At 46.6% G+C, this 13354-nt stretch carries 15 protein-coding genes; 9 read left to right on the top strand and 6 right to left on the bottom strand.

Annotation, left to right across the window (positions count from 1 at the left end; translation table 11 throughout):
* Window positions 1–14 precede the first annotated feature (14 nt).
* From ACMXI2_RS26150 to ACMXI2_RS26130, 5 genes are all read left to right on the top strand, one after another.
* Entirely contained in the window at window positions 15–476 is a 462-nt protein-coding gene (locus ACMXI2_RS26150) for a DUF983 domain-containing protein (RefSeq protein ID WP_483778880.1), read from the top strand.
* A 233-nt stretch (window positions 477–709) separates the two neighbouring features.
* A complete protein-coding gene (locus ACMXI2_RS26145; RefSeq protein ID WP_483778879.1) occupies window positions 710–2062 on the top strand; it encodes a TolC family protein in 1353 nt (450 codons plus the stop codon).
* Between the two features lie 13 nt (window positions 2063–2075).
* Entirely contained in the window at window positions 2076–3305 is a 1230-nt protein-coding gene (locus tag ACMXI2_RS26140; RefSeq protein WP_483778878.1) for an efflux RND transporter periplasmic adaptor subunit, read from the top strand.
* Window positions 3302–4051: an ABC transporter ATP-binding protein gene (locus tag ACMXI2_RS26135; RefSeq protein ID WP_483778877.1), complete on the top strand. Its 750-nt coding sequence runs from the start codon at window positions 3302–3304 to the stop codon at window positions 4049–4051. The genes ACMXI2_RS26140 and ACMXI2_RS26135 overlap by 4 nt, the downstream gene beginning before the upstream one ends.
* A 12-nt stretch (window positions 4052–4063) precedes the next feature.
* The gene (locus ACMXI2_RS26130) at window positions 4064–5284 is read left to right on the top strand and encodes an ABC transporter permease (protein WP_483778876.1); all 1221 of its coding nucleotides are present in this window, start codon (window positions 4064–4066) and stop codon (window positions 5282–5284) included.
* A gap of 5 nt (window positions 5285–5289) precedes the next feature.
* On the opposite strand, the gene ACMXI2_RS26125 is transcribed toward ACMXI2_RS26130, so the two are convergent.
* From ACMXI2_RS26125 to ACMXI2_RS26115, 3 genes are all read right to left on the bottom strand, one after another.
* Window positions 5290–5616, bottom strand: a complete 327-nt coding sequence (locus ACMXI2_RS26125; protein WP_483778875.1) for a hypothetical protein — start codon at window positions 5614–5616, stop codon at window positions 5290–5292.
* Window positions 5617–5734: 118 nt separating this feature from the next.
* Window positions 5735–6028, bottom strand: coding sequence for a hypothetical protein (locus tag ACMXI2_RS26120; RefSeq protein ID WP_483778874.1), 294 nt, complete (start codon window positions 6026–6028; stop codon window positions 5735–5737).
* Window positions 6029–6449: 421 nt separating this feature from the next.
* Complete coding sequence (locus ACMXI2_RS26115; protein ID WP_483778873.1) at window positions 6450–6845, bottom strand: nuclear transport factor 2 family protein; 396 nt, start codon at window positions 6843–6845, stop codon at window positions 6450–6452.
* Between the two features lie 139 nt (window positions 6846–6984).
* Between ACMXI2_RS26115 and ACMXI2_RS26110 the strand changes: the two genes are divergently transcribed.
* Window positions 6985–7983: an AraC family transcriptional regulator gene (locus ACMXI2_RS26110; protein WP_483778872.1), complete on the top strand. Its 999-nt coding sequence runs from the start codon at window positions 6985–6987 to the stop codon at window positions 7981–7983.
* Here the strand turns inward: ACMXI2_RS26110 and ACMXI2_RS26105 are convergent.
* Window positions 7971–8558 carry an SMI1/KNR4 family protein gene (locus ACMXI2_RS26105; RefSeq protein WP_483778871.1) on the bottom strand — a complete coding sequence of 196 codons (588 nt, stop codon included), beginning with the start codon at window positions 8556–8558 and terminating at the stop codon, window positions 7971–7973. The genes ACMXI2_RS26110 and ACMXI2_RS26105 overlap by 13 nt on opposite strands.
* Window positions 8559–8704: 146 nt before the next feature.
* Between ACMXI2_RS26105 and ACMXI2_RS26100 the strand changes: the two genes are divergently transcribed.
* Entirely contained in the window at window positions 8705–8986 is a 282-nt protein-coding gene (locus ACMXI2_RS26100; RefSeq protein ID WP_079471106.1) for a hypothetical protein, read from the top strand.
* Between the two features lie 60 nt (window positions 8987–9046).
* Here the strand turns inward: ACMXI2_RS26100 and ACMXI2_RS26095 are convergent, their stop codons facing one another.
* Window positions 9047–9892 (bottom strand): AraC family transcriptional regulator, encoded by an 846-nt coding sequence (locus ACMXI2_RS26095; protein WP_483778870.1) that lies wholly within the window; start codon window positions 9890–9892, stop codon window positions 9047–9049.
* 86 nt (window positions 9893–9978) lie between these two features.
* On the opposite strand from ACMXI2_RS26095, the gene ACMXI2_RS26090 reads away from it, so the two are divergent.
* Both ACMXI2_RS26090 and ACMXI2_RS26085 read left to right on the top strand, forming a co-directional pair.
* Complete coding sequence (locus ACMXI2_RS26090; RefSeq protein WP_483778869.1) at window positions 9979–10377, top strand: DoxX family membrane protein; 399 nt, start codon at window positions 9979–9981, stop codon at window positions 10375–10377.
* On the top strand, window positions 10377–11321 hold the full coding sequence (locus ACMXI2_RS26085) for a polysaccharide deacetylase family protein (protein ID WP_483778868.1): 945 nt from the start codon (window positions 10377–10379) through the stop codon (window positions 11319–11321). The genes ACMXI2_RS26090 and ACMXI2_RS26085 overlap by 1 nt, the downstream gene beginning before the upstream one ends.
* A 61-nt stretch (window positions 11322–11382) precedes the next feature.
* Here ACMXI2_RS26085 and ACMXI2_RS26080 read toward each other — a convergent pair whose 3' ends face one another.
* Window positions 11383–13341, bottom strand: coding sequence for a WD40/YVTN/BNR-like repeat-containing protein (locus ACMXI2_RS26080; RefSeq protein ID WP_483778867.1), 1959 nt, complete (start codon window positions 13339–13341; stop codon window positions 11383–11385).
* Between the last annotated feature and the right edge of the window lie 13 nt (window positions 13342–13354).

Here is a 13354-nt window from a genome sequence, read left to right as displayed (position 1 = left end):
AAATCTTTCATTATATGTGTGCCGATAAAAATAATGTAAAACCCAACCTGCTGAAAAGCCTGTTGGGGAACAAGTGTGCCCGTTGCAGAAGGGGTTCTATCTATACTACCCAAAATCCCTACGACCTGAAAAATTGTTTAAAGATGCCCGATGTTTGCCCGGTATGTGGTCAGCCGGTAGAAGTGGAAGTAGGGTTTTATTACGGCACCGGCTATGTGAGCTATGCACTGTCCATAGCGGTATGCGTGGCGAGCCTTATCGCCTGGTGGCTGTTCATTGGCTTCTCCATTTACGATAACCGGATTTTCTGGTGGCTTGGCGTAAACGCCCTGCTGCTGATAATACTGCAACCCCTGCTGATGCGATGGTCCCGTACCATCTGGATGGCCTTTTTTGTATACTACGACGAAAACTGGCACCAGGGCCCTCCGCAGGGTGCCGGCAGATCAAATGCTACATTTAAGAACGCGATATAGAACAGGCAAGGAAGTCGATAGGACGGAGATGGTAATTTACGGATCTATGGAGAGAACAAACGGACCAGTTATCCGTTATTATCTTTCTATAGATCCGCTTTTCATTTTTTTAACACCCTAATGTATGAGCAAACGCATTATTATGATGTATGAAGATGAATAATTTGTTATCTTGTATTGTCATTTGGCCCCTTATTCCAGTTGTAGCCTTTACTAACATCAATGATTATACGATGATGTTTTTCAGACAGCCCGGCAGATTTCTACTCATTTTTATTTTTCTATTGTTAGTGAAGCCCCGGCTGAACGCGCAGGACAGCACTATGCAGCAGCTCCCGGCACAATGGACTTTACAGCAGTGTTTCGACTATGCGCTGAAAAACAATATCCAGTTAAACAGCCTGCGCCTGAGCAAAATGAGCAGTGACCAGGACCTGTTGCTGTCACGCGCAGCAAAGCTGCCCAACCTTACCGGCTCGGTTTCGCAGGATCTTAATGGTGGTAAATCCATCACAGCCACCGGCAATTCTTCTTACCGGGTAAATACCACCGGCAATTACGGCGTTAACTCAAATGTGACCCTTTTCCAGGGAGGATACCTGAATAATGATATTAAGCAGAAGAACATGCTCACACAGGTAGCTGGACTAAATATTGCCCAGCAGGTGAATGATATCACTGTATTGATTACGCAAGCCTATCTGAATATCCTGCTGGCAAAGGAAAACATCGTATATGTGCAGGACGTGGTGGCTACCTCTGAAGCCCAGGTAAAACAGGGACAGCAACAATATGATGTGGGCAGCATCGCCCTGATAGGACTGGTGCAGTTAAAGGCGCAGTTGTCGAACGACCGTTACCTGCTGGTGACCGCCGAAAACCAGCACCGGCAAAACAAGCTGGTGCTGAAACAACTGTTGCAGTTGCCCAGCAGCTACAATTTTGAAATCCAGGAACCGGATACGTTAATCACCAATACCCGGTTGTATGCGTTGCAGGAAGTACAGGACTCCGCACTGGCCAACAGGCCGGAAGTAAAGAGCAGCGAGCTGGGCATCCAGGTATCGAACCTGGACCTGGCAAAGGCGCGGGCCGGGTATTTGCCCACACTTACAGCAGGAGGGGCATTGGGGTCTTCTTATGTTAGCGGAGGAGCCAACAGCGCTTATTTCAAACAAATGGACAATAATTTTTATCAGCAGATAGGGCTCACGTTATCTGTTCCCATCTTCACCCGGCGGGTCGTGAAAACCAATGTGGAGAAAGCAAAAATAGAGGTGGATCAGTCGAAGCTGGTTTTACAGGATACCAAAACAAATCTTACACAAACCATAGAGCAATCTTATATCAATGTGCTTAATGCGCAATCGCAGTACGATGCTGCTGTGGAGCAGCTGAAATATTCACAGGAAGGTTACCGGATTGCCAGCGAACAACTAAAAGTGGGCGCTGCCAATATCGTGGTTTTTCTTCAGCAGAAGAATTTATATATACAGGCATTACAATCTTATATACAGGCGAAATACAATGCTGCTCTGAACATCAGGATATATGATTTTTACAGGGGCATACCGGTAAAACTATAAATGTAATTGAGGTATGAGAAAATATAAAGGTGTTATCATAACGGTGGCGATCATACTGCTGCTGGTGGCGATCTGGTTTTTCTTTATCAGGAAGAAAGAAGAACCGGTCAGGTTTGATACCACCATGCCTGAATACGGGCACATTGCCACTACGGTAACCGCCACCGGTACCATCCAGCCGGTTGATACGGTAGCGGTGGGTACCCAGGTGTCTGGTACGCTCAAATATCTGTACGTGGACTTTAACACCCAGGTAAAAAAAGGACAACTGCTGGCGGAACTGGATAAAGATCTTTTCCAGGCACAGGTAGATCAGCTGCGGGCCAACCTGCAGGTAGCGCAAACCAACCTGGAATACCAAAAGAATAATTTCCAGCGGCAGGAACTGTTGTACAAAACAGGCGCCATCAGCAAAGCCGACTATGATATTGCCGCCAACCAGATAGGACAGGCCAAAGCAAATCTTGCCAGTGTAAATGCCCAGTTGAACTCATCATTAAAGAACTTCTCCTTTACAGAAATCCATTCACCAATCGACGGCGTGGTACTTAACCGGAATGTAAGCGTAGGGCAAACAGTAGCCGCCAGTTTCAACACGCCTACTTTGTTTGTAATTGCAAAGGATATTACCAAAATGCAGGTAGAAGCCAGCGTGGATGAAGCAGATATCGGCAATGTAAAAGACTCACTTCGTGTAACCTTTACCGTAGATGCCTACCTGGAAGATGTTTTTGCCGGGCGCGTACAGGAAATCAGGCTGCAGCCCTCGGTTTCTTCCAACGTGGTTACCTATAACACCATTATCAATGCACCGAATGATAACATGAAGCTGAAACCGGGCATGACAGCCAATGTTACTATTTATACGGCAGAGAAAGACTCCGCCCTGCTGTTGCCCGTAAAGGCGCTTAAATTTATTCCCGACTCCGTACAGTTAAAAGATTATGTGATACAAAGCGCAGTGAGAAGAACCCGTAATACCGCGCAAACAAAGGATACCACGGGCGGTAAGTTCAAAAGCACCACACGCATAGGTTCCTCCAACTATGTATGGATATTGCGCGGGGATACGCTGGTGCAAAAACATGTGAGAACAGGACTGAACGACAATACACATATTGAAGTACTTTCAGGGCTAAACGAAAATGATATTGTAGTGACAGGTATCAGTGCCGGGGGGGCCGTAGCGGCGGCGGGAGGTACCAGTCCGTTTTTACCAAAAATGGGAGGGCGAAGACGATGAGCAGCAACAAGATACTGGAACTACAGCAGATCAAGCGTGAGTTTGTGATGGGGACCGAAACGGTACGCGCATTAAAAGGCGTGTCTTTTGATGTATTTGCCGGGGAATTTGTAACCATCATGGGAAGCAGTGGTTCTGGAAAAACCACCCTGCTCAATATCCTTGGTTGCCTCGATAAACCTACTTCGGGCACTTACCTGCTGGATGGGGTGGATGTGAGTGGCCTGTCGCGCAATGAACTGGCCCGGTTGCGGAATCATAAAATAGGATTTGTGTTCCAGGCATACAACCTGTTACCACGTACTTCCGCATTGGAAAATGTGGAGTTGCCGCTGTTTTACAACCCGGAGCTATCTGTGCAGGAGCGGCGCGACCGGGCGCTTGGCGCCCTCCAGGCGGTGAAGCTGGCCGACCGGGAAGACCATACACCCAGCCAGCTTTCCGGCGGGCAGCAGCAAAGGGTAGCCATTGCAAGGGCGTTGGTGAATCAGCCGGTAATGATCCTGGCCGATGAAGCCACCGGTAACCTGGATACCCGTACTTCCTACGAAATCATGGCCCTGATGCAGGACCTGAACCAGGAAGGCAAAACAATTGTATTCGTTACGCACGAACCGGATATAGCGGCATTCAGCAGCAGAACGGTGATGCTGCGCGATGGAAAAGTGGTGAAAGACAGCAAGAACGAAAACATACGCTCGGCGAAGGAAGCACTGGCAGCATTGCCTTCGGCCGAAGATTATTAACTAACTGAAAGCATGAGTGCAATCAATCTCATAATGATAGCGTTAAAGGCACTGCAGCGCAATAAGCTGCGGGCATTCCTGACCATGCTGGGGATCATCATCGGTGTGGCCGCCGTTATTGCGATGGTGGCTATCGGGCAGGGTTCAAAGGAAAGTATCCAGACACAATTGAGCAGTATGGGGTCTAATATGATCACCATTTTGCCCAGCAGTAATGTAGCCGGTGGTGTGAGAATAGGAGGGGAGAGCTTTCAGTCGCTTACCATTGCAGACGTTTTAGCCATACAAAAGAATGCGGAATATGTAAGCGCAGTGTCGCCGGTAGCGTCTACCAAAGGACAGGCCATTTACGGGGCGCTGAACTGGCCCACCTCACTGCAGGGAGTGGCCCCTTCTTATTTTGATATCCGGAAGCTTACGGTGAATGATGGCATCGGCTTTTCTGATGCAGATGTGGCTGCCGCCGCAAAGGTGTGCGTATTGGGGCAAACCGTGATCACCAACCTGTTTCCCAGTGGGGAAAGTCCCGTAGGGAAAGTGATCCGCCTGGGTTCCATCCCGTTACAGGTAATAGGTACGCTGGCGCCAAAAGGACAAAGCTCTTTCGGGCAGGATCAGGATGATATTATCCTGACGCCTTACACTACCGTGCAAAAGCGTATCCTGGCCACTATTTATTTCCAGAGTATTTATGCTTCCGCGGTGAGCGAAGACGCTTCGGAGAAGGCTACCAACGAGATCATAGATATTCTCAGGGCAACGCACCGTTTGCGGCCTGCCGACGAAAATAATTTCCAGGTACGAACAATGGAGGAGCTGATAAAAACGCTGAGTTCCACCACCAGTTTGCTCACCATCCTGTTAACCGCTATTGCCGGTATTTCGCTGGTGATTGGTGGTATTGGGATCATGAACATTATGTATGTATCTGTTACAGAACGCACCCGGGAAATAGGACTGCGTATGTCTATCGGCGCCAGGGGCATTGATATTTTATTGCAGTTCCTGGTGGAAGCCATTATTATTAGCATAACGGGTGGCTTAATAGGGGTGGCGCTGGGGATTACATCTGCCAAAGTAATTACCCTCACACTTGGCTGGCCAACGCTGGTATCAGAATCTTCTATTATACTTTCCTTTGTGGTATGTGCCTTTACCGGTGTATTTTTTGGCTACTACCCGGCGCAGGCAGCGTCCCGGCTGGATCCTATTGAGGCCTTGCGTTACGAGTAATTAATTTACGCGTTACAATCGTACAGAACGGCAATGCCTTCCGCGATCCATTTTATAAAAGCGCTTTCTCTTTCAAATTGCTGCAGGTTAAGTTGGTGACCGGTGATATCTTCCAGTGAAAAACCATCGGCATGGGTTTCGATGGCCTGCCGGGTGGCTATTTCCTGTTCGGTGCTGTAGTGTCCCAGTAGTTTTTTGAGTTCAAATACCACGCTGTCGGAGGTATCGTTGGCGTGGATAACGGCTACTACAAATTCGTACTCCCCAAATTGCTGCAGCGCTGCAATGGTCCTGGTATTTACCTTGTAACAGGTGCCTGGTTTCAGTTGCATAAGCGGGTATTTATTGACAATATGAATATACGTAACAATATCCTTCCGTAGCTGTTTTTACCGGCAACAAAAAAGCCGGTAGGTTTCCCTGGCCGGCTTACTTTATGGCAGTGTAGATCTAGTCTTTTTTCTTGTCATGTATCTGCGATTTCTTCAGATACACCTTCTTACCTTTTCCGTCTACAATGTATTTCCTGTCTTTTTTATCGATGTAAACGGTTTCTCCGTTGGGACCTTCCTTACCTTTAAAGGTTTTATCTGTAATGGTGGAGGCTCCTTTAACAGCTATTGAGGCTGTTTTGTTCCCTATTTTTTTGGCGGTACTGTCGATCCCCTGTGCATAAGTGTGCTGACCGGCCAGTGTTACCGCTATGCCTATCGCCGCAGCTATCAGCAGTTTTGGAGTTTTCATGTTTATTGCTTTTAATTTTAATTTAAAAAATGATTGCCTGACGCTGGTTATTATTCAACAATAATGCCACTTGATTTGTTTATTGAAATACAGTTTTTTACAGATGTGATTTTTACCGTATTGCTGGTACATACCGGGGATTTTCCCGGGACGGGATCATTTAAATTTCGTATATTCATTTGCGGTAAACCCTCTGCCTGTGACGTAATCGAAAGGTCTGTATCTATCTGTTCCTACACCTCACAGGGAGAATTAAAGTAACGCGTAGCTCTAATACAAACGGTAGTTGATTTCTCCTTATTAACTGATGCTAGAAAAAATGACTGTTATCCGTAACAGCAGGGGGATTATTTACGCATAAAAAAACACCTTCCGGACTGCCCGTAGTCCGGAAGGTGTTGCCCGTGCTGAATGTTTACCATCAACTGCCCCAGAAAGTATCTTCCTGCAGGATATCTTCCGCATATATTTTCGCTGCCACAATTTTGCCATCTGCTACCGTATATACGTCTACGTTATCTGTATGAAGTTCTGCACCCGGCCGCAGTGCTTTCCAGGTAAGTACTACAGATGCCTGGTTACCGTTCACCGCAATGGTTTTAACGGCCGACAGGGACATCGTATTTTGTGATATCTCAAACATGCCGCCTACCATCTGGAATACTTCCCCGCTGGATTTTTTGGTACCGGAGAAGCGATTGCTGCCCGGTTGTTCCCAGTTAACCTCGGGGTGCAGCAGTGCGCCTAATTTTTCAAGATTTACCTGTTGCACGGCGTTTACAAAATCGGTTACTACCTGTAATGTTTGTTGTTCCATTTTTATACTTTTTTGTTGATGAATTGATAATGCAAAGCTATTACCCGGTACCTCTTTATCGTTTACCTTTACACGACAATTACTTACCATTTGCCGACATGATGATTTTTGTAAACACCGGACGGAATACCTTTGCTGTATGAAACAGCTGGTATTAAGTATTATCGCATATGCTGTGCAGCGGGATGTAGAAGCGGCGGAGCTCTGTAGGCTGGCAGGTATTGACCTGGCGGCGTTGAAAAGAAGCCATGCCGCGCCTGTTACTGCGCAGCAGTTGCAGGATCTGTGGCTGAATGCGGCCCGGCTAACCAACGATCCCCTGTTTGGATTGCATTTTGGCGAATCCCTGCAACCTGCTGCGCTGGGAGTGGTGGGAGAAATTATCCGGAGCAGCGCTACCGTAGGCGAGGCATTAACACATGCCGCGGCGCTAACGCACCTGGTAACAGACCAATGCCGGATGGAAGTAACCCGCACTGCCAGAAACTTTACGGTGCGGCTGCTGCCGGCGGTTGACTATGGCGCCGCGCCGCCGTATGCTTTCCGGCAATTGATCGATCTTTTGCTGATGATGGTGATTCACGAACTGGCTGGCCTGCTGCTGGAGAAAATAGTGCCGCAGGCAGCGCGGCTGGCGTATACAGTTCCCGACCCCGCTGAATATGAGCGTGTTTTTCGTTGTAAGCCTTCAAAACGGGCAGGAGAATATGTATTGGTATTTGACAGCAGGTATTGGGATGAACCGCTGTTAACGGCCAATTATGAGCTTCAGAACCTGCTGCTGCAAAAGGTAAGCAGTTTACCTCAAACCGCGGGTCAGCATAAAACCTTGCAAAACAGGATCTACAATTACCTGCTGGCCAATTCATACCTCGGCGTGTCGTCGCTGAATAACATGGCGGCTAACTTCAATATGAGTCCCCGGAGTTTACAACGTAAGCTGAAAGAGGAAGGTGTAAAATATCAGGATATTGCAGATGCGGTGCGGCATTCACTGGCGGTGTATTATATTTCTTCCGGTAATTACCCCTTGAAAGATATTTCCTGGATGCTTGGTTATAATGAGTTAAGTGCTTTTACAAGGGCTTTTAAGCGGTGGACAGGCAGTTCGCCGGTACAGTATAATCAATCGTTGTAGTTCAGGAAGGTGTCTTTGTGTACGATTCCCCATTTCTTCACAAAAATATATTCTCCTTTTTCCAGGGCGCTGAGATAATCCTGCAGCCATTCTTCAAAAGAACCAGCTACAATGGCCCGGTGACTGTCGTCGTGCCAGAACGTAATCACTTGTCCGCGTTTGCCTTCCGGTGTAGGGTCCAGGTCAATACAAAGGTGATTACCAAAGCCATCGCTGGTAAAAGGGATCCATAATGGATTCCACCAGTCGTTTTTTATGCCGGTATCCGGTGTGGAGAGTACGGGTTCGTCGTGATAGTTGAAAGTTCCGGCATCCAGCAGGTCTTTCCAGTGGTGCCACTGGGTGGTAATGTCTTCCACGCTCAGCAGTTGATCAGCATCTACCAGTCCGGCCCTGGCTTTCTGTTGCCCGTTGTGAATAGCATAAAATGCTTTAAAGGAAGCCGGCATGGCCGTTCCTATTAGTTTTTCAAGAGATTCCACCGCTTCAAAAGTAACGCCGGGATGGAGGATGTTAAGCAGTCTGGGGGCGTGCTGCTGCATCCAGTTCTCCCATCTGAGCCAATATTGCTGCATATGGTATGGGTTTTAACGACTATAAAGATGTGAAATTTAATCAATAAATTTATTCATTCCCGCTGCATGTTTTTTATAAGCTAATTATCAATAATTTTGTAGCTCTTGAAAAGAGTACAACATCACTAAAAGTAAATAACTCCTTTATGGCACAGTTACCTAAATTTCTGATTGCAGACGATCCTGTAACAGATCCGGAAAATGAATATATTTTTCATACCGAGAAACCCCGCTTCTTTGCCAAACGGGTAGAAGAAGATGAAGAAACTGCCTACATCGATATCATTCACGAAATCGATAATGTAGAGGAATTCTATAGAAGCGCTCCGGAAAAGAAACAGGAACTGCTGGAACAGCTGGAAGACTGGTACTACTCTTACATGGAGTGGCTGGAAGATGATGGTGAAGAAGAAGAGGACGAAGAATAGTAACAAAGAAAAGGTATTGTAAAAAAGCGTCCGCATACTGCGGGCGCTTTTTTATGCCCGTCAGTTATCCTGCGCCTGCAGCTCTTTCCGGTAAGCAGAAGGATTTACGCCTTTATATTTTTTAAACATCCTGTTCAGGTGACTTTCATCTGTAAAGCCCAGTTCATCCGCAATTTCTCCCACCCGCATACTGCTGTACTGCAGTCTTGTTTCCACCAGCTTCAGTTTATATTGGGTAATATACTGCTGTAAGCTGTCGCCATTGTTACGTTTGAAGTATTCACTCAGATAAGTAGGCGAAATATTAAAGTGGGTTGCAATCTGCTCTGCCCGCAGCTTCTCAGGCGTGTAAATATTTTCGTGTATATAATGCAGTATATTCATGGAAGCATCCTGCCTGGCGGGATGTTTGGGTTGTTCCGGCATTTGCAGCAGTATATTCCGGGCAATCACCATGATTATGGTATTTACAATTTGCTGGGCCATTTCCCGGTGATAGGGCTGCTGGTTCACCAGCTCACGGATCAGCGCCTCTACCAATGATTTTACCAGTGGCTTATCATTTTTATTTTTTAAGATACACCCGGGCATGTGGTTATGATTCTGGAAAATAAATTCCAGCTGCTGTATCCAGTCTTTATGCTGATTTTGAAGGTAGATGTTATTGAAGCGGATGAAAAAGAATTTGGTGGATTCCTGTACCTCAAACGAGTGGCAGTCCTGCGGCATTACCAGGAACAGCTTCCCCGGGCTGTATGGCAGCTGATTCTTATTCACACATTGCATCCCGCTGCCTTCCACAACATACACCAGTTCAAAAAAGTTATGTTTATGCGGATCTATCGGGCATTCTGTACATTCCCGGTATTCTATCTCAAAAGGCTGATATAAGTTCTCTTGTAACATACCTGCAAAAGTACAGAATGATCCTAAAAAAGTACAAATTATTTCCCGGGTTCCGCCTGATCTTTGTGTCACAAAAAATCAAACAAATGGAAAACAACCCTACCGTATTTCTATTGCTACGGCTGGCAGTAGCCGCCAGTATGTTCGGCCACGGCCTGGTAAGGCTCCCTAAGCTGAATGGCTTCAGCGCCTGGATGGTAAAAAGCTTTGAAAAGTCCATGCTGCCCGACCTGCTGGTAGTACCTTTCAGCTATGCCTTACCCATCGCCGAATTTGTAATCGGGCTGCTGCTCCTGCTGGGCTTATTTACCCGTGTCTCCCTTATTGGCGGCGGCGTAGTAATGATCATCCTGATATTTGGCACCGCCATGATAGAAAACTGGGAAGCATTGCCCTCCCAACTGATCCATGCCGCCTTCTTCGCCGTACTGCTGGCCTTCATCCAATACAACACCATTGCTGTTGATCATCTTATAAAAAAATAATGGCTACAAGAAAAGAATTCCTGAAAACAGCCGGCCTTGCAGGACTGGCAGGTATGGTACTGCCGGGAACCGTACTGGCGCAAACAAAAGCCACGCCGGCAGCTAAGTCCGGCCCCGGATGGGCCGATGGCTCCCGCCTGGTAGTATCGGTGTCTATGCAGTTTGAAGCCGGCGGCCAGCCGGACAGGCCCGAAAGTCCCTTTCCGCAGAATATGCTCACCGGCTATAAGGACCTTCCCGCAACTACCTGGTACGAATACGGCTTCAAGGAAGGAATCCCCCGCATGCTGGATAACTGGGACAAACACGGTATTAAAGTAACCTCCCATATGGTAGGCAGCGCCGTGGAAAAGCACCCGGCCCTGGCGAAAGAGATTGTACAACGCGGGCATGAAGCAGCCGCACATGGCCGCGACTGGTCGTCGCAATACATGCTGCCCTACGAAGAAGAAAAACAGTTTATCAGGGATGGTGTGGAAGCCGTAAGAAAAGCCACCGGCGTAACACCGGTAGGCTATAACGCCAACTGGCTGCGCCGCGGCGATAATACGCTCAACATCCTGCAGGAACTGGGCTTCCTGTATCATATCGATGACCTGAGCCGTGATGAGCCTTTTATCACTAAAGTGAAGGGCGGCGACTTAGTAGTAGTGCCCTACACCTTACGCTGTAATGATATCCAGCTGGTAGCGGGCCAATGGTTTTCTACCGATCAGTTCCTGCAACAGATAAAAATGGAATTTGATCAGTTATACGAAGAGTCTGCCCGTCGCAAGCGCATGATGTCTATTAGTTTTCACGATAGAATAGGCGGTACTCCGCAACTGGTAAAAGCCACCAGCGAGTTGTTTGCTTACATGAAGAAGCATGCCGGCGTGGCGTTTAAAAGGAAAGATGATATTGCGAAGATGGCTCTGGCAGATAAGAATACAATCAGGGAGTAGTGTGGTGTGAAAAAAGAGACAGGTTAATCATACCTGTCTCTTTTTGTTATAAGATCAGCCATTATTCTTCTCTCATATAAAGCTTCTTTACGATCGTACGCAAAGCAGTTATTTTATCTGGCTGCAATAAAAAGGAGGGATATATTTTACGGATAAATTCTGAGATTTCGATAGCATTACTCGTCCCGCGAACACCATCTATGTCAAACGTCCACGGGAATAACCAGGCATTATAAGCTTCGTAGTAACTGTGGTAGAGATTCATTACCTCGTTTTTTTGATTTACCAGAATAAGACCTTTCGTGAAGCTGGTAGTGCTGATGGCCTCTTCCATATGCAACAGCATATTGTTAAGCAGTGCCGGATCAATGCTTTTTACACTATCCACCATTGCCAGCAATTTCTCAAAATTGAGATTGTTTACATGGATATTTAGTTTATTACTGCTAAGATTCTGCTTTAATGCAAGGATATCATTTCTGCATCGTGTGTAGTCTTTTTCAGTAAAATTCAGTTGTTGAATTGTCGTTTTTTTGCCGGGTAATGATGGTATTTCATTGATGAAATCAAGCACCAGATTTTCGTCTATAAAAGAGACGTCTGTAATCATTTTTGTAGCGTAAACATTGCCGGCGGGAGATTCTACTACTTTAAATCCACCTTGGGTCTTCCCAAACGTGAGCTTGTCGGAGGTCTGTTGATCGCAACTCTGGCTACCGTTGGTAAAAGCAATGCTTTTGATTCCCGCCATACAGAAGTTCCGGATGATATCTGCATTGGCTTTCATTGCTCCCCTTCGTGTGCGGATGTTATAAGTATAGAGGGAGTCATTTTTGGTAATACATTTTATAATCGAATTAATCAGACTGATGTCGGCAATATTTTCGGCAGATACAGGCAAGGTTAGAAAATGGCTCCATGTATCCTCATCTTTTTGAACCAGGATTTCATTCCCTAATATGCCAAAATCTTTTTCGCCGGTAGAGCCAATCATATGCGGCGTGGGAATAGGGGTATCCATAGTATACATGTTGGTGGTAATGCTGTTCCCATCAGGTTTTAACTGCATCATTTTGCCCTGGCATAAAATAAACAGGCTTGCATTCCTGCAAACTGCATCGTAGTACATTTCTGTGGTATTATAACTGAATACTGGCTGTAACTGATCATCTGCTTTGACAAACTGATGGTTGTTTCCACGAAAATAAAGCGCTGTACTAGCTGCATCTGTATAGAAGTTATGGTAGGCTGGCAGTGGTATCCAGTTGACGGTATCTTTTCTACTATAGAAGATCAAACCTTCCTGATTTACCAGGAGGTAATCTTTATAAATAGCCACGCCATATATAGACGGCCTGCTCCTGGTGTTGGTTTTGACATATGCCTGTTGATCCAGTGGAGTGGGGATCTTTTCCCAGGTGGAAGCTCCCGGGTGGAATATTGCGAGTATGTTCCATACCGAGCCGGTAATTCCCTTATGCCCGGAGGTGAAGAACAGTTGGTCATAGCGTTGCCCGTTTCCCCATCCGGGAATGTTCATGCCAACCCATGTAACACCGAAATCAGAAGTGTGAGCAATGCCATTGCCGGCAACCGTTAGCCATGCTTCGCCGTTATCCAGCCATGATGCGCCATCCATCCAACCACTTTTCCCAACATCAACGGCTGTCCAGCTTTTCCCAAAATTAGTGGTGCGGTAGATAATATCATATTTGCCATTATTGCCGGGGATGAAGCCGGAAATGAAACCGGTATCGCGGTTAAAGAATGTAGCACGTTCTATAAGTAGTCCGGTGATGGGTTTATCTGGCTGTGTACTCACCTTTACCGGTCGCCAGTAGCCATTCATAGAATCAGCTATCGCTATTTCCCCGGCCTTTGAAGCAACAATCAGTTGTTCCTGTGGAGTCACATTCAGCTTCAGGACGCTACCTTGAAAATTGACCGGGCTGCCGGGAAGCTGCGCGCTAACCGGTATTGTTAATCCGGTAAAAATCAGAAACAGGGATAGTAACTTCATAGGAGATTTATTA

The organism is Chitinophaga sp. G7 BAM 1005, from assembly GCF_057126945.1.
This window is presented reverse-complemented; position numbering and strand designations above follow the sequence as displayed.